This window comes from Acinetobacter sp. NPDC052428 (genome assembly GCF_044547685.1).
Taxonomy (GTDB): Bacteria; Pseudomonadota; Gammaproteobacteria; order Pseudomonadales; family Moraxellaceae; genus Acinetobacter; species Acinetobacter lwoffii_G.
The window spans coordinates 103,521-128,630 of the sequence record NZ_JBIUAT010000004.1; the positions used below are offsets into that span (position 1 = coordinate 103,521).

Here is a 25,110-nt window from a genome sequence, read left to right on the forward strand (position 1 = left end):
TGACTTTTTCTAACTTACAATCTACATAAACACTATCAATGTCAGGCTAAAGTCAAAAATAGGTAAATTTATCAGAGATAAGAAAAGAGGGCGTTAAGTTCTAAAGCTGAGATTTTGATTCTGCTCTACAGATACTTGGAATGGGGGCTAGGAAAAATCAAAATAAAAAAAAGATAGAGACTAACTCTATCTTTTTAAAAAAACACAATCTGTGTAGATGGTGCAGTTGAGGTAAAGCTAAAGATAATACTGATGACAGTAATCAGGATCACCGAGAACAAGAAATATTTCTTTGCCCAAAGTTGATCATTTTCAGCTTTAAATCCAATGACACCGATATACAACCAGTAAATGCACAGTAAGTTTAAAATCACCGCATAGAACCAGTTGGCATAACCAAAGACAAATAACGCATTCATGGTCAGGGTGAATAACACCACATAAACCAGGGATTCAATCTTGGTACGATGAATCGAACGTGCCACAGGCAAGATCGGAATGCCTGCATTTTTGTAATCATCAAAGCGGTAAATCGCAATCGCCCATGAGTGAGGCATTTGCCATAGCGCATAACCTAAAAAGATCAGTAACGCACCGAGGTCAAATTGATTGGCCACTGCGGTATAACCAATGACAGGCGGAGCTGCACCAGAAATACTGCCTACAACAGTTTGATGAATTGTGGTTCGTTTTGTCCATAGGCTGTAGAAACCAACATATACGACAAAACCAATCACCGCGAATAAGAAAGCGTACGCATTTACCCAGAACCATAAAAGACTAAAACCAGCGATGCCTAATACCAGGGCAAAGGCCAGGGCAACAGGTTCGGAAATGGTTTTGGTGACCAGAGCACGGTTTTGGGTGCGCTGCATTTTTTGGTCGATGTCCTGGTCAATCACGTTGTTGACCACACATCCTGATGCTACGACAAGCGTAGTACCGAGAAGGGTAATAAGCAGGAGAAGGAAATCTACAGAACCTTGGGTGGCTACGAAGTAGCCACCCAAAGTGGTAACAAAGTTACCGAAGAGAATTCCTGGCTTAGTCAGGAATAAATACTTTTTCAGCATGACGACCAGTTTAGATCATCATGTTGTAGTGTAGGTAATTCATGATCCATACAGAACCCACTAAAAGAATAGCGATAGTTAAGATGGTATACACGAATGCAATCACGTTCCAGCGTTGCTCTGAAGAAGAGTTCATATGCAGGAAGTAAATTAACTGCACAAGAATCTGAGCAACCGCAGTAATCGCGATGACAGTAATCAAGATACCACGGCCAAAACCGCCTGCCATCACCATACCGAATGGAATTACGGTAAGGATGACAGAAAGGATGAAGCCAACAGTATATTGCTTAACGTTACCGTGTGATTCGCCAGCAGCGTTATGATCGTGACTCATTACAGAACTCCCATCAAGTAAACTACGCTGAATACACAGATCCAAACGATGTCAAGGAAGTGCCAGAACAAGCTTAGGCAAGCTAGACGACGCGTGTTTGCAAGAGTCAAACCATATTTCTTGATTTGAACCATAAGCACGATCATCCAGACCAGACCAGAAGTTACGTGAATACCGTGCGTACCTACCAAAGTAAAGAACGCAGATAAGAACGCACTTGTGCTTGGACCGTGACCAGCATGAACTAGGTGATTGAACTCATATAGTTCCATGCCGATAAAGATAGCACCGAATACCCAAGTAATCGCTAACCAAGTTAGTACTTTTGCAACGTCTTTTTTGTATGCAGCAAGAACTGCAAAACCAAAGGTTACAGAAGAGATCAAGAGGGCGAAGGTTTCAGTAAGAACGAAACCTAAAGAGTCGCCAAACAGGTCTCTCGCACTTGGAGTACCCACAGGAATGTGGCTACTCAAAACAGCGAACGCAATGAAGAGTGTACCGAACAGGACAAGGTCACTCATCAAGTAAGTCCAGAAACCAAAGACGGTGATGTCAGTATCATCGTGATGATGATGCTCATCGTGTCCGTGGTTATCGTGATGAAGTACTTCAGCCATTGTCTTAGTCCTTCTTCAAGTGTTTTTCAAGAATCGCATAGCGTTCGTTTTCAATACGCTCAACTTCAGCAGCTGGAACATAGTAATCCACTTTCTTGGTGAAAGAAGACACGATGAAGCTAATGATAGAAGCAAGGAACGTAACAACTACTAACCACCAGATGTGCCAGATTAAACCGAAGCCCATAACAGTGATGAACATCGCGATAACGAAACCGGCAGCACGGTTAGTTGGCATATGAACATCTTCGTACTTCGTTGGTTTTGCATACGCAACACCATTTTCTTTCTCGATCCAGAAAGTATCAATACCATTGATCTTTGGAAGATGAGCAAAGTTATAGAACGGAGCAGGAGAAGATGTCGCCCATTCAAGGGTACGACCATCCCATGGATCGCCAGTCAAATCCAGACGTTGGTCACGTTGTAAGAAACCAACCACGATTTGCAGAATGAAACATACGATACCAAGCGCAATCAGAACTGCACCGAACATCGCGATATTTACATACGGGTCCCATTCTGGGTTGTCAAATGTATTCAAACGACGTGTCATACCCATGAAACCAAGGATATAAAGTGGCATGAACGCAAAGTAGAAACCGAAGAACCAGAACCAGAACGCTGCTTTACCCCAAGTCTCATTCAGTCTCCAACCGAACATTTTCGGCCAGTAGAAGATGATACCTGCGAACATCGCAAATACTACACCACCAATAATTACGTTATGGAAGTGAGCAATCAGGAATAAAGAGTTATGTACCAGGAAGTCCGCTGGTGGAACCGCCATCAATACACCTGTTAAACCACCGATACCGAAAGTTACCAGGAAGCCTAGTGTCCATAGCATTGGAGTAGTGTAAACAATACGACCCTTGTACATGGTGAATAACCAAGAGAAGATTTTCACACCTGTAGGAATCGCAATAATCATGGTCATGATACCGAAGAACGCGTTAACGTTGGCACCTGCACCCATGGTAAAGAAGTGGTGAACCCATACAACGAATGACAATACTGTGATTGCTACTGTTGCATACACCATTGATTTGTAACCGAACAATGCTTTGCGCGAGAAAGTCGCAACAACTTCTGAGTAAATACCAAATGCTGGTAATACCAAGATGTACACTTCCGGGTGACCCCAAGTCCAAATCAAGTTTACATACAACATCGGGCTACCACCCAAGTCGTTAGTAAAGAAGTGGAAACCGAAGTAACGGTCAAGCGTTAACATCGCAATTGTTGCAGTCAACACCGGGAAAGCCGCAATAATCAATACTGCTGTACATAAAGATGTCCAGGTAAAGATTGGCATTTCCATAAGTTTCATGCCAGGCGCACGCATTTTGATGATGGTAACGAAGAAGTTAACACCCGTTAATAGCGTACCCAGACCTGAAATTTGCAGTGCCCAGATATAGTAGTCCATACCTACGCCTGGAGAGTATTCAATGCCAGACAGTGGAGGGTATGCCATCCAGCCTGTTGCAGCGAACTCACCTAACGCGAGTGACACCATCATTAGACCCGCAGCACCGGCGAATAACCAGAAGCTGAGTGAGTTTAATAATGGAAATGCAACGTCACGTGCACCGATTTGAAGCGGTACAGAGATGTTCATCAAACCAACAACAAGACCCATTGCCACGAAGAAGATCATGATCACGCCATGCGCGGTGAAGATCTGATCGTAATGTTCAGGGTGTAAATAACCTTCGCCGCCACCTTTTGCAAGGAACTGCTGAAGACGCATCATGATCGCATCGGCGAAACCACGCACCAGCATGATGATCGATACGAACAGGTACATGATACCAATTTTTTTATGGTCTACAGATGTGAACCATTCGTTCCACAGGTAGCCCCATTTTTTGAAGTAGGTAATACCGGCAACAACTGCGATACCACCCAAGATCATCATTGCAACAGTTGCCAATACGATTGGATCGTAAGGAATTGCATCCGGACCTAACTTACCTAAGAAGCTCATGTCTTATTCTCCTTGAGAAGCAGTCGCATGTTCACCAGCTACATGAGCAACAGCATCAGTCGCTGCAGCTTCTACAGGAGCTGAATGGTCAGCACCGTGGTAGTTACTCATATACTTGTGAATCACAGATTCAAACAAACCTTGCTCTACAGAAGAGTAGTAAGTCACAGGATGTGGCTTAGTAGGGTAAGGCTTCATTGCTTCAGCAGCAGCCTTCTCTTCAGGAGTCTTAGCTCTTGCAATAATCGCTTCGATCTGGTGAACACCGCGGTTACCGTCACGTAAGCTTGCAAATTCAGCTTGGTCTAGAACAGTTTTTTGTACTGCATTAGGGTTAACTGAAGTACCGTTTCCTGCCTGAATAGCAGAAACCCATTCGGCAAACTGGGCATCAGTCACAGAATGTGCACGGAAGCGCATTTGTGAGAAGCCGTAACCTGAATAGTTTGAAGAGAAACCACGGTAGCCTTCAGCTGGGCTAGTTTCATCAGCTAATAGGTTGAGGTGAGTTTGCATACCTGCCATTGCATAAATCTGACCACTTAACGCCGGGATGAAGAACGAGTTCATCGTGAAGTTAGAGGTTAAACGAAGGCTTACCGGAGTTTTCTCTGGGAAACGCAATTCGTTAACAGTTGCAATGCCTTGCTCAGGATAGATGAAGATCCATTTAAATTGCTCAGCAATAACTTGAACAGTTAATGGCGCTTTATCTGCTTCAATTGGACGGTATGGGTCATACTTGTGGGAGCCCCACCAAGTTAACCAAGCTAAAATACCAATAATAATGACAGGGATACCCCATACTACAATTTCAATCGCAGTAGAGTGTGTCCATGTAGGTTTATAGTCTGCGTCTTTATTCGATGCACGATATTTCCAACCGAACCATAATGCCATGATGATTGATGGAATAACCACCAATAGCATTAAGTAAATCGCAGTCATCATCAGGTTACTTTGACCTGCTGCAACTGGACCTTTAGAGTTCAGAAGTACCATATCACCACCACACCCGGTCAAGAGTGCAGTCATCGCAGATAAAGACAATACAGCTAAAATCGTTTGTCTCATTTTACAACCTCGGTGAAGAGTCCCATTCCCTAATTTAATATGGGATAGCGATTAAAGTGCACATGACAAAAAAGGCTGAATTTTACAAAACATCCTATTAATCACAATACACCGCTACGTTGTAGGGCATTATGCCTGAGATTCACGAACTAAGCTATATCTAGGGCGCTTTAAATGCCTGTAATAAAAACCGATTTTGCTGGTCTGGATTGGGGGGGTTTATGGGAATTTTATTTCAATTTCAAAGTTCTGTAATCAAAATGGGATGATATTCATCCCATTTTGTGTATTCCTGCACTATTGTTTCACAACTTGCGTTTTTGCGAGTTTATCGTGCAAGGTTTGACGTTTTTTGCCCAACCCGAAGGCCCAGTCAATAATTAAACTCAGTGGCATAAATACAATATTTAAAAATATGAAAAATACGCTACGAATAGTGAAGGCGCGTAACAGGCTGGTCTTTTCACCTGATTCGGCATCTACAATTTTGATTTTTGTCAGCTTTTTACCAATACTTTGGCCTGATTTGGCAATCAGAAAGGCTTGAATGGCCAGCATGATAATCAAATAGACCGCTGTGGCAAGCCACGCCTGCTGAGAAAACATCTCAAACATTTGAGTCTGTAATTGTTGGGCCAGTGCAGGATCTGCATCGCTACTCAGCACGACATTCATGAACTCTTCATTCAGTTGTGCAAACCGCGTTTCCTGTTCAGGCGTAAAAAATGCAGTCAAAATGAAGGTTGCTGGTAACCACAGTAACACGTCTACAATTTTGGCCAGGATACGGCTTGGAATACTGGCGAGTTCAGTTTTTTGTATCGCTGTTTGAGTATGAGGCTGTGAATAGGCCGAAGTCGTTGGTTGGCTGTTCTGGAATACCGGTGTTTCAGGTGTGACTGCCGGAGCGACATAACCTTCAGGTTGATATACCGATTTTCCTTGGGTAAGTTCACCTAAGGCTTTCCACTTTGTCATGCCTTGATGCCATGCCAGGTCAGTCAGCATGACTTGTTGATTCGCCAGCATCTGATTCAATTGCTCGAGCGTATATGGACCAGCTTGTTGATTGTTCCGTGCCAAGTAAATCTGCATATAGACTGAATCTCAATATATAAATGTGAACTAATAATAGCTTTGATCAAGATTGTATTGAATTCTGTTTTGAAAACAAACATCCTCTCATCGTAAGATATAGATTAATTGAGGATTTTCAATCATATTTCTCATTAAAAATGCGCCCATACAAAATTGCAAGGATCTCCACTCTTAAAAATATCTTCCCGAACATTACAGGTGTATTCATTATTATTGCCATTTTGACATGACTTTACTGTTGGTATTTGTTTGTCATTACAGTTTTCATGTATTGATAAGCTTTGATTTAATTGTATTTATAAATTCAATTGTTTAGCTTTCGATTGGATCTTTAGTTATCAATTTTAAAACAATAAATCATAATATCTATCTCATAAAAAAGACCCTATCAAAGGGTCTTTTTTATTCACAATTGTTTATGCTTTTTGCACTTTTTCTTCAGCCAGGAAGAACCAAGTTTCAAGTACCGAGTCTGGGTTTAAAGACACAGAGTCGATACCTTGTTCCATTAACCATTGTGCAAGATCTGGGTGATCAGAAGGACCTTGACCACAAATACCGACATATTTGCCAGCTTTACGGCATGCTTGAATTGCAAGAGAAAGTAACGCTTTAACCGCAGGGTCGCGCTCATCAAATAGGTGAGAGACAATACCAGAGTCACGGTCAAGACCAAGTGTTAATTGTGTCAAGTCGTTTGAACCAATAGAGAAACCATCGAAATGTTCAAGGAATTGATCTGCCAATAAAGCATTGGTTGGAAGTTCACACATCATGATCACTTTAAGGCCGTTTTCACCGCGCTTAAGACCATTTAATGCAAGAAGTTCAATTACACGTTTCGCTTCAGCAACAGTACGAACAAATGGAATCATGATCTGGATATTGGTTAAACCCATTTCATCACGTGCCTTTTTCAATGCACGACATTCAAGTTCGAAGCAATCACGAAAGTTATCAGAAACGTAGCGACTTGCACCACGGAAACCTAGCATCGGGTTTTCTTCTTCTGGCTCGTATAACTTACCACCGATCAAGTTTGCATATTCGTTAGACTTGAAGTCTGACATACGAACAATGACTGGCTTGTCTGCAAATGCAGCAGCAAGTGTCGAGATACCTTCAACCAGTTTCTCTACATAGAATTCAATTGGAGATGCATAACCTGCAGTACGCGCCATGACTGCTGCACGTGTTTCACGTGGAAGGCTGTCAATATTGATTAATGCTTTCGGGTGAACACCAATCATACGGTTAATAATGAATTCAAGACGCGCCAGACCAATACCTGCGTTTGGAATTTGAGCAAAGTCAAATGCACGATCCGGGTTACCCACGTTCATCATTACTTTAAATGGAAGAGCGGGCATAGACTCAATTGAATTCTTTTGAATTTCAAAATCTAGTGCGCCTTCATAGATAAAGCCAGTATCACCTTCAGCACAAGACACAGTCACTTCCTGACCGTCTACAAGAACTTCAGTTGCATTACCACAACCCACGATTGCAGGAACACCAAGCTCACGTGCAATAATTGCTGCGTGACAAGTACGACCACCACGGTTTGTTACAATCGCAGCTGCACGTTTCATGACTGGTTCCCAATCCGGGTCAGTCATATCAGATACAAGAACATCACCGTCTTGTACTTTGTCCATTTCTTTAATAGACGTCACAATGCGGACTTTACCAGAACCAATGCGTTGACCGATTGAACGGCCTTCACAGATCACAGTACCGCGTTGTTTCAACAGGTAGCGTTCCATGGTGCCGACATTTTCACGGCTTTTTACAGTTTCAGGACGCGCCTGAACGATGTAAATCTTGCCATCATCGCCATCTTTTGCCCACTCGATGTCCATTGGTGCACCGTAGTGGTTTTCAATGATCAGCGCTTGTTTAGCAAGTTCTTGTAATTCCTGGTCGTTTAAAGCGAACTGTTGGCGTTCAGCTTTTTCAACATCCACGACAACGACAGATTTACCTGCAGATGCTTCTTCACCATAAATCATTTTCTGGTGCTTAGAACCCAGGTTGCGACGAAGGATCGCGTGTCGGCCTGCATTTAAAAGCGGTTTAGAAATATAGAATTCATCAGGGTTGACGGCACCTTGAACAACCATTTCACCCAAACCATAAGATGCGGTAATGAATACTGCATCACGGAAGCCTGATTCAGTATCTAGCGTAAACATTACACCGGCAGCACCAGTTTCTGAACGAACCATGCGTTGTACACCAGCGGACAGGGCAACTACATCATGGGCAAAGTTTTGGTGTACACGGTAAGAGATTGCGCGGTCGTTGTACAAAGATGCAAATACTTCTTTGATCGCGATCAGAACGTTATCGATACCACGAATGTTCAGGAAAGTTTCTTGCTGGCCGGCAAAAGAAGCATCCGGCAAATCTTCTGCAGTTGCAGAAGAACGAACGGCAACCGCGATGTCAGGGTTGCCGTTAGAAAGTTCTGCAAATGCTGTACGAACTTCTTGTTCTAATGCAGGCGTAAGTGGAGTATCCACAATCCATTGACGAATTTTTGCGCCAGTTTCAGCAAGTGCATTTACATCATCAACATTGAGTGCAGCAAGCTCTGCATTGATTTTAGCGTTTAGGCCACTTTGCTCGAGAAATTCACGGTAGGCATCGGCAGTCGTTGCGAAACCACCTGGCACAGATACACCAGCATTTGATAAGTGGCTGATCATTTCGCCTAGTGATGAGTTTTTCCCACCGACCAGCTCAACGTCGTGCTTCCCTAATTTTTCCAGACCAATTACGCGCGCTTCCAAAGTTGTTACTCCACTTTTGCAGTATTAATCACTATCTCGGCATGAGAGTATAGCAAATCATCTAGGTTTTTGATTTTACTAAGCGACAGTCATGTAAGATCGGTTTACTATAAAGATTATATAGCACTAAGACAAATGTTGGAGGAGAATTTTAATGTCGGAAGGTAAACAAATTCAGCGTAGTGTTTTCTTTATTTCAGATGGTACCGCCATCACCGCTGAAACCCTTGGACACTCGCTGTTAGCGCAGTTTCCGCATGTGAAATTTGACATTCATATTATCCCTTACATTAGTTCCGAAGAAGCGGCCACAAACGTGGTGGCAGAGATCAATGCAAGAGCTCAAGTCGACGGTGAAAAACCGCTGGTATTTGATACCCTGGTTGATCCCTATGTGCGTGATATTATTAATACCGCAAATGCGGTAAATCTTGATGTATTTGAAGGGCTTATTAGTAAATTGGCTGATGAGTTGGGTACGATTCCTACAACTTTAGTCGGGCAGACCCATGCGGTGACCGACTCCGAGTCTTATAAGGCTCGTATTGATGCTGTTCATTTTGCTTTAGACAATGACGACGGCGCACGTACCCGTCATTATGATAAAGCTGACCTGATCCTGATTGGTGTATCGCGTTCAGGCAAAACCCCGACCTCTATTTATCTGTCTTTGCAGTTCGGTATTCGCGTGGCGAACTACCCGCTAACTGAAGAAGATTTGGACGATAACCGCTTGCCAGCCGTGCTGCGACCGCATAAAAACAAGCTGTTTGGCCTGATGATTGATGCGGAACGCCTTGTAGCTATCCGTTCTGAGCGTAAAGCCAATAGCCGTTATGCTAGCTTTAGTCAGTGTCAGATGGAGTTGCGTGCGATTGAAGGGATTTATATTTCGGAAGGCATCAAGTACCTGAATGTGTCTGAAATGTCGATTGAAGAAATCTCAACACGTGTGTTGCAGATGACCGGTTTAAAACGTCGAATCGGTTAAGAAATCAACCAGAGCCAAACTTCGGTTTGGCTTTGATTTATAGTTGAAAATTACTAGTAAGCATTGATTAATCGAAATAATGTATGAGTTTTATAATTCAAATAAAATATTGGGTATCATTTTTAAAAATACCTGAGAGTGTTTTTTGATCAATCCATTGAAAAAATCATCAATTGGTTTGTAGCATGTAATTTAAAATCTCATTATCAGCTCATTAATTTCTTATCATTACTCGTTATTAAGAGTTATTTTTCTGCTGAATAAGTATGAATAATGATATCGACCGGATGCTGTTCACCATTGATACAATGAATCGTATTTTCCGAAATTTTCAGAATCGGCCAGGTAATCAGGTGGCAATTTTCACGCTGTAGGGCAGCATAATAATGATCTGATTTCAGATAAATTTTACGGGAAGATGCAAGATTTGGCATTAACTGGCGTCTTAGCCACAAATTCTGTACCTGATTTTCTAAAAACCGTAGAGAAAGCAAACTTTTAATGCGGTTGTTAAATAAGCGACGATTTTTGCCAATCAATGGATGATTAATAATTCGTTGCAGAATTCGGTCGGAACCGGGCAGTACAAAAGCAGGATTAATCTGGAAAACTTTTACCGAACGGGCATGTTGACTGATTTTATCCAGCTGGCTCACGGTAAACTGATCCGTGCCAATAATCGCAATATCTTTATCTGCATAACCCAATTTTAACAGTTCGGAAGAGGGCACTTTAATTCCATTAAACTGCTGAAAATGTTCGGGGCGATTTTCAAAAATACCAGCGTGTGGATCATGCTTGGTAGACATTAGAATTCCTTGAATTTATTTAATAATTAATTTTCTTTGTATGAGATATAAACAAAAACTCAAGCCAGGGTAAAGTGAAAAATTTAACTTAGACAGTCATCTATTTGACCAAAATATAAAATCTGATTTTATTGAAGACTGAATGGATTTACAGGCGATCCAAAAGGAATGACTTTTAACTTGCTGAGATGGATGAAGGAAAAGAAGTGAAGTATTCGTTCAAGAAAGAAGCTTTTTAATAGAAAAGGTCAATAAAAATGATTTTACTGGGATGTTTCTTTTAGTCATTTATCTTTAAAGATGAAAAACATCTACCCATTGCTGAGAATAGGTAGATGCAACTCTCATTTACTGACCATTTTTAATTTGCATTAATAGCTCAAAGTTGTGCAGGCGTTTGTCAGTGTCATAGATGTCACAAGTAAAGATAAACTCATCCACATCATATTTAGCCAAAAGCGATTCTAGCCCAGCTTTAACGGTTTCTTTGGAGCCGACCTGAGCCATGGCAAAGAAATTATCGACTGACATTTTTTCCGGCGGCGACCACAGACCTTTCATGGAGTCAATTGGTGCTTTAAGTTTCAGGCTTTGTCCACGAATCAGTGATAAAACCCGCTGATAGGCACTAGTCGCTAGATATTCTGCTTCTTCATCAGTATCTGCGACACAGGTCGGTACACCCATCGACACATAAGGACGATCCAGGTATTCAGAAGGTTCAAAGTTTTCACGATAAAGCTGAATGGCCTGACCCAGCATACGCGGGGCAAAATGCGAAGCGAAGGAATAAGGTAGGCCGAGTTTTGCTGCCAATTGCGCACTAAACAGACTGGACCCTAATAACCATACAGGTACATGCGTGCTTTGACCGGGCGTTGCCACAATACGCTGTCCTGGAATTGGATCTTTAAAATATTGCAGAATTTCCAGAACATCTTGTGGAAACTGATCTTCGGTTTCCTGACGGCCACGACGCAGGGCACGCATGGTCATTTGATCTGTACCGGGTGCGCGGCCCAGACCCAGTTCAATACGATCCGGATAGAGCGTTGCCAAGGTGCCGAACTGTTCTGCTACTACTAGTGGAGCATGATTCGGCAGCATAATTCCACCAGAGCCTAAAGTTAGGGTTTTAGTATTCGCCAGTAAATAGCCTAAGAGAACTGCGGTTGCTGAACTGGCAATGCCATCCATATTATGATGTTCTGCCAGCCACATCCGGCGATAACCCAATTTTTCTGCTGTTTGGGCAAGTTCCAGCGCATGATTCAGCGCGAATTGAATGCTCTTGTCGTCACGAACAGGAACCAGTTCGAGTATAGAGAACTGGGTATCGTTAAGCGTACGCATAGTATTACTCTTAAATAAACATCTCTAAAAGCATACGACTTTAGAGTATATTTGTATATCGAAAAAAATCGATATAAGTGTAAACCAAAAGATAAAGATAAAAAATAAAGGCAAAAAAATAAGCATCCGAAGATGCTTATAAAGGAGAAAAGAATAAGGGGAGAGAATCTTAACGACGACGGTTGTTATAGCGATAATCGTTATAACGGTAGTTACGAGAAGAGTTATAGCGACGTTCGCTGCGGTCATCATAACGACGGTCTTCGCTAACTTTTTTACCTAAGGCCGAACCACCTGCTGAACCCAGTGCCGCACCGATATAACCACCGTTGGTGCCTGCCATGTTTCGGCCAACTGCATAACCTGCACCGCCACCTAGGGCACCACCGATAATCGCACCATTACGGTCACGTTTATTTGCTGCTACTGCGGCGCCCGCACCACCGCCAATCGCTGAACCGATTGTTGCGCCAGTTGTACCACCCATTTTATTACCGACTGCGGCACCAACGACACCACCCAAAGCAGAAGCTAAAGCTGTATTGGTTGTATTGCCTGCATTGGCAGCTGTCATACCCATGGCTGAGGTTGCTACGACAGCGATCATTAGAGATTTATAGTTCATGAGGACACCTTTTATATATCTAGCTATATTTTGTTGATGAGATAAATTTAATCTAGCAAGCGCCAAACAGCATGAAGGCAATGTTGGCGAATTGTGATTTTTATCTCCTTAATTTATTCATGATGTGGACAGGATAATTCCATGTATTACTTGAAATTTCATGTTATGAAACAGTAATAAAAAAAAGCACCAAAAGATGCTTTTCATGTTAAATGTAGCGTCTGGTCTAAACAGCCTGAGCGCAAATTAACGGTAACGTTTTTTCCAGTGTTTAGAGCGTTTTTCAGCTGCTTTATCTTTTGCAATCTTGTTACCTAGTGCAGCACCACCGGCAGCACCCAAAGCTGAACCGATATAACCGCCGTTAGTACCGCCCATATTTTTACCTACGGTATAACCTGCACCGCCGCCTAGAGCGCCACCAATGGCAGATTCAGTCCGGTTTTTTTTGCTGCTTGCAACCGCTGCACCGCCAGCACCACCTAAAGCAGCACCAATGGTTGCGCCGGTATTACCGCCCATGTTTTTACCTAATGCTGTACCTGCAACACTACCTAAAGCACTTGCTGCTGCAACACGCGCTGTACTGTCGGCATGTGCGTTTACGGTCATCATTGAACCAGCAGCTAAAACTGTACTCATTAAAAGTGCGTTGAGTTTCATGTCATCACTCCGTGTCCATCCACAGGACTGTAGTTATTTCGATGCGGAAAATGTAACAAATCATGCCCAAAACAATATGAAGATGTTTCTTCATAATTCCCTGCTTTATTTGGCGAATTGTAAAATCGGCAAGAAATTAAGAATAAGATCGACTATAAAAAAAGCAATTCCACTGTTTTTAATCATATTTGTTAACAAATGCTGTAGAGCACGAATGATAGCAACGCGGACTTACTCAATAATGATGTTCATTAGAAGCCAGAGTCGTTAAACTAGGCGCAATTTTTTGATTTCGCTGTGCTAAATCGGTTTTTAGTCCCAGCCTATGTTTGAGATTTTTTAGAAAATGAAAGAATCGTTACGTTTACGATTAGACCAACTCTCTGACCGCCATGAAGAATTGACCGCATTACTGGCTGATGTAGAAGTCATTTCTGATAATAAGCGCTTCCGTCAATTGTCACGTGAGCATAATGACTTAACAGAAATCACTAATGTCTGGACCAAGTACAGACAGGCGGAAGAAGACATTGAAACGGCTCAGGCCATGCTGTCAGATCCGGACTTTAAGGAAATGGCGCAGGAAGAGATTAAAGAGAATAAAGCTTTAATTGAATCGCTTGAAGCTGATCTGAACATCTTGATGATTCCGAAAGATCCGAATGATGCCAACTCGGCTTATCTTGAGATTCGTGCCGGAACAGGTGGCGATGAAGCAGCGATTTTCTCGGGCGATTTATTCCGTATGTATAGTAAATATGCGGAAAACCAAGGCTGGCGTATTGAAATCCTCTCTGAAAATGAAGGCGAACATGGCGGCTATAAAGAAGTCATCTGCCTGATTAATGGTGACGGTGTTTACGGTCGTTTAAAATTCGAAAGTGGTGCGCATCGTGTACAGCGTGTACCGGCGACCGAATCACAAGGCCGAGTGCATACATCAGCATGTACCGTTGCGATTCTTCCTGAAATTGATGTCGATACCTCTGTTGAAATCAACTCATCTGATTTGCGGATTGATACCTATCGTGCTTCAGGTGCAGGTGGTCAGCACGTTAACAAAACCGATTCTGCAGTACGTATTACTCACATTCCAACCGGCACCGTAGTGGAATGTCAGGAAGAACGTTCACAGCATAAGAACAAGGCCAAAGCGATGGCACTGCTGGTATCACGTTTGGAAAATGCCAAACGTGCAGCAGCAGATGCAGCAACCTCGGAAATGCGTCGTGACCTGGTGGGATCGGGTGATCGTTCAGAACGTATCCGTACTTATAACTATCCGCAAGGTCGTATGACCGATCACCGCATTAACCTGACTTTATACAAGCTGGATGCCGTGATGGAAGGTGATTTGACTGAATTGCTGGATAGCCTGCATCGCGAATATCAGGCGGATCAGTTAGCCATGCTTGCACAGCAGAATGGTGGATAATGAATATTTTACAAGCCCTGGCTTTGCGCGGCGAAGCTGAAAGTTACGAACGTCAGGAAAATGCCTGGTTACTGGAACACATCACCAAGATTGATTCATTTGATCTGCTGATGAAAAAGGATCAGGAGTTAACGCCGGAACAGGAACAGGCGTATAAAGACGGGTTGGCGCGTATTGCTGCCGGTGAGCCTTTGGCTTATGTCACTGGTTCACAGCCATTCTGGACTTTGGACCTCAAAGTGACCAAAGATACCTTGGTGCCACGTCCGGATACTGAAGTACTGGTTGAGACGGTATTGAAGTTAGACCTGCCTGAAGATGCCCGTGTGGTAGATTTGGGTACAGGTACTGGCGCAATTGCCTTATCACTGGCATCTGAACGTTCTAACTGGACAGTAACGGCTTCCGATATCTACGAGCCTACGCTTGAGGTGGCGAAATATAATGCGGAACAACATGATATTGAGAATGTAGAATTCGTTCTAGGTTCATGGTTGAAACCATTTGACCGTCAATTCTTTGATGCCATTGTATCGAATCCACCCTATATCGACCCTGATGATATGCATATGCAGAATCTGGCGACTGAACCGGAACGTGCGCTGGTGGCAGATAAAAAGGGGCTGGCCGATATTGAAATGATTATTCTGCAAGCCAAGAAGCATTTGACCGTGAATGGTTGGGTGGTGCTTGAGCATGGTTATAATCAGGCAGACGCCGTACAACATCTATTTAAACAGGCGGGTTATAAGCAAGTCCGCACGGTTAAAGATTATGGCGGGAATGATCGCGTAACTTTGGGTCAATGGCCACATTAATCTGTCATCTATCTTTATAAAAAAGCGACCGATGTGGTCGCTTTTTTATTGGATTTTTTCTTTATAAATTCCTGACTGCATCTGAAACCTTAAGTATTTTGAATGACATGACGCCAACGCAGTATAACTAAAAACAAAAAAGCGATGCCAGAGCACCGCTTTCGAGGAATTTTTAAAAATAATTACATTGGATAGTCTTGTAGACAGTCATAGACTTCTACCTGATCCAAACTGCCAGTTTCCATTGCCAGACAAAGCGCTACAACTTTCAAAGTGTCTGCCAGAGATTTTTCATCTTTCAAGGCAATACCTTGTTGTAACTCGTTGATACGTTCTGCCGGAATTTCAAGGGCCTGAGCTGCTTCCACAGCATCTACTTGGTTAAAGAAGTGCAAAATTGCATCTTTCAGTTCTGCATCCGATGCATTTAAAATCCCTTGATTCAACTGTTCTGTGATGAGATCAGTCGAAGAAAATAAAGCTTTAGAGAAGTTTTGGACAAGATTTTGCCCAAGTACATCAGTCATCTTTAACATGGAGATACCTTCAACTAGAAAGGAAAATGGAGAGTACAGCCAATAGCAAAAGTGCTATAAATTGAATGAAAAATAATCTATTTCCGGGTGAATTGCAAAGCTTTCTGGGTGACTGTGTAGTCCTGCTAATATATATTTTAGGGCTTGAAATATATAATCATAATAAAAATAAATGTTTAGAATCCAAGTATTTTTTCGGTAATATTTTTAAAGTCTAATTTTATATAAATTATCTAATATTATTTTGTCGATACGCACCTGGACTGACGCCAGTCCACTTTTTGAATGCACGATGAAATGCACTGGATTCCTGAAAGTTAAGCTGATCGCTGATCTCTTGTAAACTTTGTTCAGTACGGGTCAGTAACTCAATGGCGGTATCCCGGCGTATCTCATTTTTTAATTGCTGATAGCTCACACCTTCACTTTTTAAACGCCGTTGCATGGTGGCTTCAGACATATTCATTTTTAAGGCTAGTTCATTCAGTTCCAGCCATTCTGCCGGCGAAACCTGTAGCAATTTTCGGCGAATCTGGGTGCTCAAGGCATAGGGGTTTTTAAAACGCACCAATAAATTTTGTGGTGTTTGCTGAATAAACTGATACCAAGACTGAGTATCCTGTTTAATCGGCAGTTGCAGATAGCTGGCATCAAATTGCACGTAATTTTCGCTGGCCTGATATTCAATCTGTTCACAGAATCGAACTTTGTAATCAAAATCATTCAGTGGTGCTGCACATTTCAATTGAATCTGATTAAGCAAAATCCGTTGTCCACTTAACCAGCAGATCAGGGTATGAATCAGCATCAGATAAGTCGCATAACTAAACATGCGTTTGGTTGTTTTTAAATCATAAATCACGATATAGGCATAGTGTTCCTCAACCATGAGCGTGCTTTGCAGGTCGTCCAAAACCAAGTTGAGAAATTGCAGAATGTTTTGCAGCGCTTTTTCCAGTGTATCTGCCTGCATAACCATTTTCGAAAGCAATTTAAAACTGCCACGACGCATGGCATGGCTGTCCATGCCAAAAAATTCGTCATTCATGCTGTCTGCAAGCACAGTCCATAATTGGGCAAATTGGCTGACCGACACGCGTGCCTTGGGAGCATTTAATACTTCTGCTGGGATATTGGCTTTTTTCAAAATGGCAGGGATATCAAATTGCAGCCGTTTGGCATCCAGCAATGCTTCGTTCACCAGGTCAATCGAGATGGTGCCTTTGCTATATTCCAGTGCAGGCTTATGCATATTCAGTCTGACATCCTTGTTTTCATTGTCCAAATACATCATGCAAGATGCAATATTTGGAAATTGTACAGAAGAAAAACTCTGTTTACTCTGCATATTAAGTCGTATCTGAAATAGAAAAATCGCTAGGAAATAAACATGAACATTCAGGGAAAAGTTATTGTGATCACCGGTGGTGCCTCGGGTTTGGGTGCAGCCACAGCAACTCATTTGGTTGAACACGGCGCTAAAGTGATTCTGGTCGATATGAATCAGGAGCAGGGGCAGGTACTACAGCAGCAACTGGGTTCACAGTCTGAATTTGTACAGCTCGATGTGACCGATGAACAGACAGTTGAAGCTTTCTTCGCTCATGTTGAAAGCACATATGGCCAACTGAATGGTTTGATCAACTGTGCCGGGATTGCGCCATCCGCCAAAGTATTGGGTCGTAACGGCATCCATGAATTGGCAATGTTCCAAAAAGTGCTGAATATTAATGTAAACGGTACTTTTAATATGTTGCGTCATGCGGCGGCTTTAATTGCAAAATATGAGCTGCAAGCTGGTGAAGAAGAACGTGGCGTGATTGTGAACACCGCTTCGGTTGCCGCTTATGACGGCCAAATTGGTCAGACTGCCTATGCAGCTTCTAAAGGTGCAGTAGTCGCAATGACTTTACCTCTGGCACGTGAACTGGCCCGTGAAGCGATCCGTGTCATGACCATCGCGCCGGGCATTATGGAAACTCCGATGCTAAAAGGCATGCCACAAAATGTCCAGGATGCTTTAGGACAAATGGTGCCGTTTCCACCACGTCTGGCAAAACCACAGGAATTTGCCCATCTGGTGGGACATATTTTTGAAAATAGTTATTTGAATGGTGAGGTCATTCGTTTGGATGGCGCAATCCGTATGGCACCAAAATAATTCATTAAATAAATATACTTTCTCTGATTCATCAAAATGGCAATGACGTGTCAGGGAAAGTTGCATGCTGAATTTGTCGAATACATCCAAAAAAACATCAGATTTTGAAAATTAAAAAGTCTGTGCTGATGTTGGATAGAACAAATAAAGAAGGGAAATACCCGTGATTTTAAATGATGAACAAAAAATGATTCAGGACATGATGCGCAATTATTCGCAGCAGAAACTGAAACCGACAGCGGCCTCACGCGACAAAACGGCACAATTCCCAGCACAAGAACTTAAAGAGCTGGGCGAGCTTGGCGCATTGGGTATGACAGTGGCTGAAGAATGGGGGGGTAGGCCTGGATTATGTATCACTGGTCTTGGCGCTAGAAGAGATCGCCGCAGGTGATGGTGCCATCTCGACGATTATCAGTGTGCAGAATTCTTTGCCTTGTGGTATTACTCAGCGTTATGGCACTGAAGCACAAAAACAGCAGTATTTGACTAAACTGGCGACCGGTGAATGGCTGGGCTGTTTCTGCTTGACGGAACCTCAGGCCGGTTCGGATGCCAGTTCATTGGAGTGTAAAGCCGAACGTGATGGCGATGAATGGGTGCTAAATGGCACCAAGCAGTTTATCACCACAGGTAAACACGCACAGATTGCCTTAGTCTTTGCTGTGACCGATAAATCGGCGGGGAAAAAAGGTATTTCATGCTTTCTGGTGCCGACCGATACACCGGGTTATATCGTGTCACGCCTAGAAGAGAAAATGGGTCAGCATTGTTCGGATACCGCGACCATCGTTCTGGATAATTGTCGGATTTCTGCTGCCAATTTGCTAGGTCAGGAAGGTGAAGGCTATAAAATTGCCTTGTCGAACCTTGAATCGGGTCGGATCGGCATTGCGGCACAATCTTTCGGTATGGCACGGGCTGCGCTAGATGCTGCAGTGGAATATGCCAATGACCGTAAAGCCTTTGGTGTAGAAATTGTGCAGCATCAGGCTGTGGCATTCAGACTTGCAGATATGGCGACACAAATTGAAGCCGCGCGCCAGCTCGTCTTGCATGCTGCAACCTTAAAAGATGCAGGCTTGGCGTGTTTAAAAGAAGCATCGATGGCAAAACTGTTTGCATCGACCATTGCAGAGCGAGTCTGTTCAGATGCGATTCAGATTCATGGTGGCTACGGTTATGTCTCTGATTTTCCGGTCGAGCGGATTTATCGTGATGTGCAAGTGAGCCAGATTTATGAAGGTGCATCGGATATTCAACGTCTGGTGATTGCGCGTGAAGTGTGTCAACGCTGATTTTTAATTTAAAAAACAGACTTTGATTGATGTTCAAATCCTGCACTTACATTGATGGATATGGAAATTTCAGGATTCAACTGAACATAATGATCTAAAGACATACAGGACGAATAATCGAAAAATAAGCCTTATTCATGTTCTAGTCCTAGGGCATGAATGCAGATTTGAAAAAAAGTATGCTGATGGAATCAACAGGAACAACAAATACAAATGGATAAACTCAGGCAAGGTCGCCTGAAAACTACAATAGGAAAGAGGTTGTCGTCATGAAGACACTAGAGCAGGCATATGCTGATTTTAATTTTGAAAATATGGTTCAGGAACATCTGGTTGGAAGCGCAGAGAACATCAATGCTTATACCGAATGTTGTGGGCGTTATCTGGGTCAAAATCGAACTGCACTGATCTGGAAAGGCAAGAACGGTGACGCTGAGCAGTGGACTTTTGAGCAACTGGACTTTGCCTCAGGACAGTTGGCGAATTATATGCATTCTCTGGGTTTAAAGGCCGGCGACTGTATTGCAGGATTGCTGCCAAGAACGCCTGCACTCTTAATTACCATCTTGGCCACCTGGCGGATCGGTGCCATTTATCAACCTTTATTTACTGCCTTTGAAAGCAAAGCCATTGAACATCGTATTAGTACCGTCAATACGCAGTTGATCGTTACTGATGAAGAGCAGCGATTAAAACTTCATGATCTCAATGTCCCGAATATTCTGACTGTGCATCAGGCAGCAGCAGATAATTATCAAGATGCGGATTTCTGGACAGCCTTACAGCAACAGCCAGAGGCGTTTGAACCGGTAAATTGCCAGTTTAATGATATCTTCCTGATGATGTTTACTTCAGGCACCACAGGCTTGGCAAAATTGGTTCCTGTGCCTTTAAAAGCCTTGTTGGCCTTTAAAGGTTATATGCTGCACGCTGTAGATCTGCGAGATGAAGATTCCTTCTGGAATCTGGCAGACCTAGGCTGGGCGTATGGACTGTATTATGGCATTGCAGGGCCGCTCAGTTTAGGGCACAGCATCATCATGGATGAGCGTGGATTCAGTGTCGATAACGCCGTACAAATCATTCAAAAATATCAGGTCAGCAACCTGACGGGTTCGCCAACTGCATTTCGCATGTTCTTTGGTTTTAAAGAAAAATTTGATGCAGGCATCACCTCACATTTACGCGTGGTAAGCAGTGCGGGTGAGCCGCTCACGCCTGAAGTGATTCAGTGGTTCAACCATGATTTAAATGTGAATATTTATGATCAATATGGACAGACTGAACTGGGTATGGTGATCGCTAATCATCATGGCTTGGAGCATTATAAAAAAGTTGGTTCAGCCGGTTTTGCCATTCCTGGGCATCGTTTTGCTGTATTGAACAAAGAACATCAGGAAGTAGAAAAAGGCGGGATTGGAACCTTGGTAATTGACTGTTTAGCTTCACCGTTGATGTGGTTTGAAGGCTATGCTGGGCATAACCGCAAGTCATTTGTTGGTCAGTATTATCTCACTGGCGATACCGTGAAGCTGAATGAATATGGCGGTATTGATTTTATTGGACGTGCGGACGATGTCATTACAACCTCGGGCTATCGGGTTGGGCCTTTTGATGTAGAAAGTACTTTGCTTGAATGTGAGGAAGTGCTTGAATCCGCAGTCGTTGGCAAGCCAGATCCAGAACGAACAGAAATAGTGAAAGCCTTTGTAGTGCTTAAATCAGCCTATCCGGCTACTGAGGATTTAATGTTAAAACTGCAAAGTTATGTACGTTCACGCTTATCCAAACATGCCTATCCGAAAGAGATTGAGTTTGTGGCGTCTTTGCCTAAAACATCGAGCGGCAAGATTCAGCGCAATTTACTCAAACAGCAGGAAATAGCCAAACTTCAAGAGATGAAGTGAGTCAGTTAATTTTCAAAATTCATCCTTTAATTGAATGTTCAAAGGCTGCTATGGCAGCCTTTTGGTTTTTGAGAAAATAAATTTTCTTCTATTTAAAATTAAGCTGAATGTTGAGCTGATTTTCCTAAGCTTATATTTTTAAGAGAGCAGATTGAGGCAAGCCAAAATTATAATTTTATGTCATTACAGTAAAATTACATTAATATTTAAAATGAAATATATCAAAAATTTAGCCTCTTAATTTTAAGAGGCTAAATCTCGGTACTTACCAGATATTGCCTTGTAAATTCACTTTTTGATGTTCTGCATGCGGTTCGCCCGCTTCACCGGTAACGCCGCCTTTTAAGGCTTTAAAAAGCTGGGTGACTTTGTTGTCTGTCACATTCCAATATTCTGCGCTGACTGCTTCTGCAATCAATACCCGTACGGTAGGATCATCCTTGCCTTCAAACCAGTTTTCAGCCCATGGATTCCATAATTGCTCAATCAGAATACGGTCAGTACTGATCTGGGCATGTGCACTAATCGACACGTAAATACCATCTGATGGTTTTGCAAAAGACAGACCAATCTGACCACGGCCTGTTTCTGCTGCTTTGACCAGATCATTGGTGTTACGCAGGATGAAATATAAGTTTTGACGTTCATTCATCTGCTCGGAGTTCAGCATGGTCATCGGCTGGGAGTGTATTTCATGTGTGTCGGTTAAATGGCTGATCATGGTGTAACGAACATCCTTGATCAATTCCCATAATTTTTCACGATTATCATGTTGAGTATTATTATGCTCGGTCATGTATGTTCTCCATACGATTTTATGAAAGCTGAAAAGATTGCTTGGTATTTTTAGATTAATCATATTTAGAGACAGATGCCTTAGGTCTCACTGAACTCATACATTTTCATACTCAAATACAGGCAGAGACTACAGAATTGCTAAACAAGACAGCTCGATTTACAGGGGAATTCAATAACAAAAATTTTAAAAACTTCAGGTCTTACACCTTTTATAAATGAGAAAGAGCTGTTTGCCGGAACTGTTTAATTGAGGTGATTCAAAAAATCTTGCCAAGCCATAGCGGCTGCAGCTTGATACCGAGCGTTTAGCTGATATGCTATTTGCCATCAACGATGGCCGAACCATTTATTGATATGCTGTAAATTGACTGTGAGATTGATATTCCAGAAATTTATCAGTACTTAAACACTTCGGTAAAGCTAATCTTTGCCACCGCTTTTAAAAATTTTCGAAACAAGGAAAGACGTTGTCTACATTTAACATGGATGCCATCTCCCCAGAATTTGAACTCACTGATGCTGAATTGCATCTATATAGCCGTCAGATTCTCTTAGATGACTGGGATATTGACGCTCAAGAACGGTTAAAATTTTCTAATGTCTGCATTGTTGGTTGTGGTGGAATTGGCTGTGCACTGGCAGAACTTTTGGCACGTGCCGGTGTAGGAAAAATTACCCTAATCGATCCAGATACGATCGAGATGAGCAATTTACAGCGACAACTTGCATTTACACCGCAGGATCTTGGACTTTACAAAGCAGAAATTCTGGCGAAACGACTGGGCCAAATTAATCCAAACGTACAGGTTGAATATATTAATCAGGCCTTAACGGCTGAAAATGCAGTCAGTGTGATTCGGCATCAGGACTTGGTGCTGGATGGTTGCGACCAGTTTGCGACACGTTATCTGGTTAATCAGCGCTGTGTAGAACTGAATGTACCTTTGTTGAGTGCCTCGGCGATTGGCCTGCAAGGGCAACTTTTTATGCTCGAAGGGGATTCGGCCTGCTATGCCTGCCTGTTCCCACCCGAGAATCAGGCCGATGAAAGTCTGCGCTGTGCAGATTCCGGAGTACTGGCGACCACGCCTAACGTGATGGCCAGCTTGCAAGCCCATCATGCCTTGTTATATCTGGGTTTGGGATTGATGCCACTCAGACAAAAACTGCTGTTATGGGATGGATTGAGTTTTAAGCAGCGGATTCTCGCTTTCGAAAAAGATACAGATTGTCCGATCTGTCAGGCAAGATAAGCCTGCAAATTAATATTTTTTTGCTACACTGCATGTAATTAATTTTTCCTAAGACATTATGAAAAACAATATCTGGTTAGATGGAATACGTTCAGTTGCCCGCATGGGAGAAACAGCGGTCGTTGCGGCAAAGGCGGGCTTTAAATATGCTACTGAAAAGCCAAGCAATGCCAAACTCATGCGGGAGACTTTTGAATCTCTGGGTTCAACTTATATCAAGCTGGGGCAGTTTATTGCCAGTACGCCGTCTCTATTTCCGCGTGAATATGTAGAAGAATTTCAGGGCTGTCTGGATCAGACTCCACGCTTGCCGTTCAGTTATATCCAGCAAGTGTTGGCCTCTGAATTTGAAGGGCGTAATCTGGATGAGATCTTTGCCTCGATTGATGAAACGCCATTGGCCTCTGCGTCTATTGCACAGGTGCATGCGGCCAAGCTGGTGTCTGGCGAAGATGTCGTGATTAAGGTACAAAAACCGGGTGTGGAAACCATTTTATACACCGATTTAAATGTACTGCACTGGGCGACCAAAGTGCTGGAAAAAGCCGTGCCCAAAGTCAAATTCGCTTCGCTAGCCGATATTGTTGATGAAATCAAAACCCGGATGGTACGTGAAGTTGATTTTATCGAAGAAGCACAGAATCTGGATGATTTTGTCAATTATCTGAATATCACCAATAATAAGGCAGCGACTGCACCTAAGGTTTATCATCAGTATTCGACCCGTCGTGTGCTGACCATGCAACGCTTGTATGGTGTGCCATTGACCGATTTTGAAGTGGTCAAAAAAGTATCCAAAGATCCATCTCAAGTACTCATTACCGCAATGAACACCTGGTTTGGCAGCCTGATGATGTGTAACAGTTTCCATGCCGATCTGCATGCAGGCAACCTGATGCTGCTCGAAGATGGCCGTGTCGGTTTTATCGATTTTGGCATTGTTGGCCAGCTCAAACCTGAGGTATGGACGGCATGTATGGCATTTATGGATTCATTGCAACATACCAATTATGAGTTGATGGCACAGAACATGCTGAAAATGGGTATGACTGCTGTGCAGATTGATACCAAAGTTCTGGCAGCGGATCTTGAGCGTTTATTCAGTGGCGTATTGATGGCAGACCCTCAGGAGCTGTTAACATCAAATCCGGCTGATCTGAACGATATCATGATGGATATGGTGGCTGTGGGTGAACGTCACGGCATCCGCTTCCCGCGCGACTTTGCTTTGCTGTTTAAGCAAATGCTGTATTTCGACCGTTTTATGCGAATTTTGGCACCATATACCGATATCTATGCCGATCAGCGTTTGCAAATGATTCAGGACATTGATCCGAATTTACTGTTAAAGCATTAATTTAATCCCTCCCGACCTCCCTTCCTTGCGCAAATTTTAAAGCAGCGCTTTAAAATAGCTCAGGGAGGAGTGTTTCACTGCTTGATAAAGTATAAGCGATAAAAGTTCCTCTTTAT

The 25,110-nt window shown here is 42.8% G+C and carries 21 protein-coding genes and 1 pseudogene; 8 read left to right on the forward strand and 14 right to left on the reverse strand.

The window, feature by feature from the left end; translation table 11 throughout:
* Nucleotides 1–194: 194 nt before the first annotated feature.
* From cyoE to ppsA, 7 genes are all read right to left on the reverse strand, one after another.
* Nucleotides 195–1,073, reverse strand: coding sequence for a heme o synthase (gene cyoE, locus ACIG3F_RS04585; protein WP_004645412.1), 879 nt, complete (start codon nt 1,071–1,073; stop codon nt 195–197).
* Nucleotides 1,074–1,083: 10 nt separating this feature from the next.
* On the reverse strand, nt 1,084–1,410 hold the full coding sequence (locus tag ACIG3F_RS04590; protein WP_004645410.1) for a cytochrome o ubiquinol oxidase subunit IV: 327 nt from the start codon (nt 1,408–1,410) through the stop codon (nt 1,084–1,086).
* Complete coding sequence (cyoC, locus tag ACIG3F_RS04595; RefSeq protein WP_004278786.1) at nt 1,410–2,030, reverse strand: cytochrome o ubiquinol oxidase subunit III; 621 nt, start codon at nt 2,028–2,030, stop codon at nt 1,410–1,412. The genes ACIG3F_RS04590 and cyoC overlap by 1 nt, the downstream gene beginning before the upstream one ends.
* Before the next feature lie 4 nt (nt 2,031–2,034).
* A complete protein-coding gene (cyoB, locus tag ACIG3F_RS04600; RefSeq protein ID WP_005252153.1) occupies nt 2,035–4,023 on the reverse strand; it encodes a cytochrome o ubiquinol oxidase subunit I in 1,989 nt (662 codons plus the stop codon).
* A gap of 3 nt (nt 4,024–4,026) precedes the next feature.
* Entirely contained in the window at nt 4,027–5,097 is a 1,071-nt protein-coding gene (gene cyoA / locus ACIG3F_RS04605) for a ubiquinol oxidase subunit II (RefSeq protein WP_396469467.1), read from the reverse strand.
* 297 nt (nt 5,098–5,394) lie between these two features.
* Nucleotides 5,395–6,192 carry an RDD family protein gene (locus tag ACIG3F_RS04610; protein WP_396469468.1) on the reverse strand — a complete coding sequence of 266 codons (798 nt, stop codon included), beginning with the start codon at nt 6,190–6,192 and terminating at the stop codon, nt 5,395–5,397.
* 419 nt (nt 6,193–6,611) lie between these two features.
* Complete coding sequence (gene ppsA, locus ACIG3F_RS04615; protein WP_004278782.1) at nt 6,612–8,990, reverse strand: phosphoenolpyruvate synthase; 2,379 nt, start codon at nt 8,988–8,990, stop codon at nt 6,612–6,614.
* 154 nt (nt 8,991–9,144) lie between these two features.
* Here ppsA and ACIG3F_RS04620 point away from each other — a divergent pair, with 154 nt between their 5' ends.
* Nucleotides 9,145–9,981, forward strand: coding sequence for a pyruvate, water dikinase regulatory protein (locus tag ACIG3F_RS04620; RefSeq protein ID WP_005106620.1), 837 nt, complete (start codon nt 9,145–9,147; stop codon nt 9,979–9,981).
* A gap of 245 nt (nt 9,982–10,226) precedes the next feature.
* Here the strand turns inward: ACIG3F_RS04620 and ACIG3F_RS04625 are convergent, their stop codons facing one another.
* The 4 genes from ACIG3F_RS04625 to ACIG3F_RS04640 form a co-directional block, all read right to left on the reverse strand.
* Nucleotides 10,227–10,790 carry a flavoprotein gene (locus ACIG3F_RS04625; protein WP_396469469.1) on the reverse strand — a complete coding sequence of 188 codons (564 nt, stop codon included), beginning with the start codon at nt 10,788–10,790 and terminating at the stop codon, nt 10,227–10,229.
* A 348-nt stretch (nt 10,791–11,138) separates the two neighbouring features.
* Nucleotides 11,139–12,143 carry an LLM class flavin-dependent oxidoreductase gene (locus ACIG3F_RS04630; RefSeq protein ID WP_396469470.1) on the reverse strand — a complete coding sequence of 335 codons (1,005 nt, stop codon included), beginning with the start codon at nt 12,141–12,143 and terminating at the stop codon, nt 11,139–11,141.
* 169 nt (nt 12,144–12,312) lie between these two features.
* Entirely contained in the window at nt 12,313–12,768 is a 456-nt protein-coding gene (locus tag ACIG3F_RS04635) for a hypothetical protein (RefSeq protein WP_004278778.1), read from the reverse strand.
* A gap of 246 nt (nt 12,769–13,014) precedes the next feature.
* The gene (locus ACIG3F_RS04640) at nt 13,015–13,431 is read right to left on the reverse strand and encodes a glycine zipper domain-containing protein (protein ID WP_004645401.1); all 417 of its coding nucleotides are present in this window, start codon (nt 13,429–13,431) and stop codon (nt 13,015–13,017) included.
* A 346-nt stretch (nt 13,432–13,777) separates the two neighbouring features.
* Here ACIG3F_RS04640 and prfA point away from each other — a divergent pair, with 346 nt between their 5' ends.
* Together prfA and prmC are read left to right on the forward strand one after the other, a co-directional pair.
* A complete protein-coding gene (gene prfA, locus ACIG3F_RS04645) occupies nt 13,778–14,866 on the forward strand; it encodes a peptide chain release factor 1 (RefSeq protein ID WP_004645400.1) in 1,089 nt (362 codons plus the stop codon).
* On the forward strand, nt 14,866–15,684 hold the full coding sequence (gene prmC / locus ACIG3F_RS04650) for a peptide chain release factor N(5)-glutamine methyltransferase (protein WP_396469471.1): 819 nt from the start codon (nt 14,866–14,868) through the stop codon (nt 15,682–15,684). Before prfA ends, prmC begins: the two co-directional genes overlap by 1 nt.
* A gap of 182 nt (nt 15,685–15,866) precedes the next feature.
* On the opposite strand, the gene ACIG3F_RS04655 is transcribed toward prmC, so the two are convergent.
* Together ACIG3F_RS04655 and ACIG3F_RS04660 are read right to left on the reverse strand one after the other, a co-directional pair.
* A complete protein-coding gene (locus ACIG3F_RS04655) occupies nt 15,867–16,220 on the reverse strand; it encodes a hypothetical protein (protein ID WP_004278774.1) in 354 nt (117 codons plus the stop codon).
* 229 nt (nt 16,221–16,449) lie between these two features.
* Nucleotides 16,450–17,472, reverse strand: coding sequence for an AraC family transcriptional regulator (locus ACIG3F_RS04660; protein WP_180181375.1), 1,023 nt, complete (start codon nt 17,470–17,472; stop codon nt 16,450–16,452).
* Nucleotides 17,473–17,610: 138 nt separating this feature from the next.
* On the opposite strand from ACIG3F_RS04660, the gene ACIG3F_RS04665 reads away from it, so the two are divergent.
* The 3 genes and pseudogenes from ACIG3F_RS04665 to ACIG3F_RS04675 all read left to right on the forward strand — a co-directional run bounded on the left by ACIG3F_RS04665 (nt 17,611) and on the right by ACIG3F_RS04675 (nt 21,586).
* Complete coding sequence (locus ACIG3F_RS04665; RefSeq protein WP_396469472.1) at nt 17,611–18,381, forward strand: SDR family NAD(P)-dependent oxidoreductase; 771 nt, start codon at nt 17,611–17,613, stop codon at nt 18,379–18,381.
* A 163-nt stretch (nt 18,382–18,544) separates the two neighbouring features.
* Nucleotides 18,545–19,679, forward strand: a pseudogene (locus tag ACIG3F_RS04670) (acyl-CoA dehydrogenase family protein).
* A 269-nt stretch (nt 19,680–19,948) separates the two neighbouring features.
* Nucleotides 19,949–21,586 (forward strand): AMP-binding protein, encoded by a 1,638-nt coding sequence (locus ACIG3F_RS04675; RefSeq protein ID WP_396469473.1) that lies wholly within the window; start codon nt 19,949–19,951, stop codon nt 21,584–21,586.
* Between the two features lie 265 nt (nt 21,587–21,851).
* Here the strand turns inward: ACIG3F_RS04675 and ACIG3F_RS04680 are convergent, their stop codons facing one another.
* The gene (locus ACIG3F_RS04680) at nt 21,852–22,382 is read right to left on the reverse strand and encodes a pyridoxamine 5'-phosphate oxidase family protein (protein WP_004731434.1); all 531 of its coding nucleotides are present in this window, start codon (nt 22,380–22,382) and stop codon (nt 21,852–21,854) included.
* Nucleotides 22,383–22,866: 484 nt separating this feature from the next.
* Here ACIG3F_RS04680 and ACIG3F_RS04685 point away from each other — a divergent pair, with 484 nt between their 5' ends.
* Together ACIG3F_RS04685 and ACIG3F_RS04690 are read left to right on the forward strand one after the other, a co-directional pair.
* Nucleotides 22,867–23,637 (forward strand): HesA/MoeB/ThiF family protein, encoded by a 771-nt coding sequence (locus ACIG3F_RS04685; protein WP_034608477.1) that lies wholly within the window; start codon nt 22,867–22,869, stop codon nt 23,635–23,637.
* Nucleotides 23,638–23,695: 58 nt separating this feature from the next.
* A complete protein-coding gene (locus ACIG3F_RS04690; RefSeq protein WP_005097212.1) occupies nt 23,696–24,994 on the forward strand; it encodes an AarF/ABC1/UbiB kinase family protein in 1,299 nt (432 codons plus the stop codon).
* Nucleotides 24,995–25,110 lie beyond the last annotated feature (116 nt).

Excerpts from the sequence above, each read along its gene's own strand:
- cyoC (WP_004278786.1), bottom strand. The coding sequence starts at position 2,030 with ATGGCTGAAGTACTTCATCACGATAACCACGGACACGATGAGCATCAT.
- prfA (WP_004645400.1), top strand. The coding sequence starts at position 13,778 with ATGAAAGAATCGTTACGTTTACGATTAGACCAACTCTCTGACCGCCAT.
- ACIG3F_RS04655 (WP_004278774.1), bottom strand. The coding sequence starts at position 16,220 with ATGTTAAAGATGACTGATGTACTTGGGCAAAATCTTGTCCAAAACTTC.
- ACIG3F_RS04630 (WP_396469470.1), bottom strand. The coding sequence starts at position 12,143 with ATGCGTACGCTTAACGATACCCAGTTCTCTATACTCGAACTGGTTCCT.
- cyoA (WP_396469467.1), bottom strand. The coding sequence starts at position 5,097 with ATGAGACAAACGATTTTAGCTGTATTGTCTTTATCTGCGATGACTGCA.
- cyoB (WP_005252153.1), bottom strand. The coding sequence starts at position 4,023 with ATGAGCTTCTTAGGTAAGTTAGGTCCGGATGCAATTCCTTACGATCCA.
- ACIG3F_RS04675 (WP_396469473.1), top strand. The coding sequence starts at position 19,949 with ATGAAGACACTAGAGCAGGCATATGCTGATTTTAATTTTGAAAATATG.
- ACIG3F_RS04680 (WP_004731434.1), bottom strand. The coding sequence starts at position 22,382 with ATGACCGAGCATAATAATACTCAACATGATAATCGTGAAAAATTATGG.
- prmC (WP_396469471.1), top strand. The coding sequence starts at position 14,866 with ATGAATATTTTACAAGCCCTGGCTTTGCGCGGCGAAGCTGAAAGTTAC.
- ACIG3F_RS04590 (WP_004645410.1), bottom strand. The coding sequence starts at position 1,410 with ATGAGTCACGATCATAACGCTGCTGGCGAATCACACGGTAACGTTAAG.
- ACIG3F_RS04640 (WP_004645401.1), bottom strand. The coding sequence starts at position 13,431 with ATGAAACTCAACGCACTTTTAATGAGTACAGTTTTAGCTGCTGGTTCA.
- cyoE (WP_004645412.1), bottom strand. The coding sequence starts at position 1,073 with ATGCTGAAAAAGTATTTATTCCTGACTAAGCCAGGAATTCTCTTCGGT.
- ACIG3F_RS04620 (WP_005106620.1), top strand. The coding sequence starts at position 9,145 with ATGTCGGAAGGTAAACAAATTCAGCGTAGTGTTTTCTTTATTTCAGAT.
- ACIG3F_RS04625 (WP_396469469.1), bottom strand. The coding sequence starts at position 10,790 with ATGTCTACCAAGCATGATCCACACGCTGGTATTTTTGAAAATCGCCCC.
- ACIG3F_RS04685 (WP_034608477.1), top strand. The coding sequence starts at position 22,867 with ATGGATGCCATCTCCCCAGAATTTGAACTCACTGATGCTGAATTGCAT.
- ACIG3F_RS04665 (WP_396469472.1), top strand. The coding sequence starts at position 17,611 with ATGAACATTCAGGGAAAAGTTATTGTGATCACCGGTGGTGCCTCGGGT.
- ACIG3F_RS04660 (WP_180181375.1), bottom strand. The coding sequence starts at position 17,472 with ATGCATAAGCCTGCACTGGAATATAGCAAAGGCACCATCTCGATTGAC.
- ACIG3F_RS04690 (WP_005097212.1), top strand. The coding sequence starts at position 23,696 with ATGAAAAACAATATCTGGTTAGATGGAATACGTTCAGTTGCCCGCATG.
- ACIG3F_RS04635 (WP_004278778.1), bottom strand. The coding sequence starts at position 12,768 with ATGAACTATAAATCTCTAATGATCGCTGTCGTAGCAACCTCAGCCATG.
- ACIG3F_RS04610 (WP_396469468.1), bottom strand. The coding sequence starts at position 6,192 with ATGCAGATTTACTTGGCACGGAACAATCAACAAGCTGGTCCATATACG.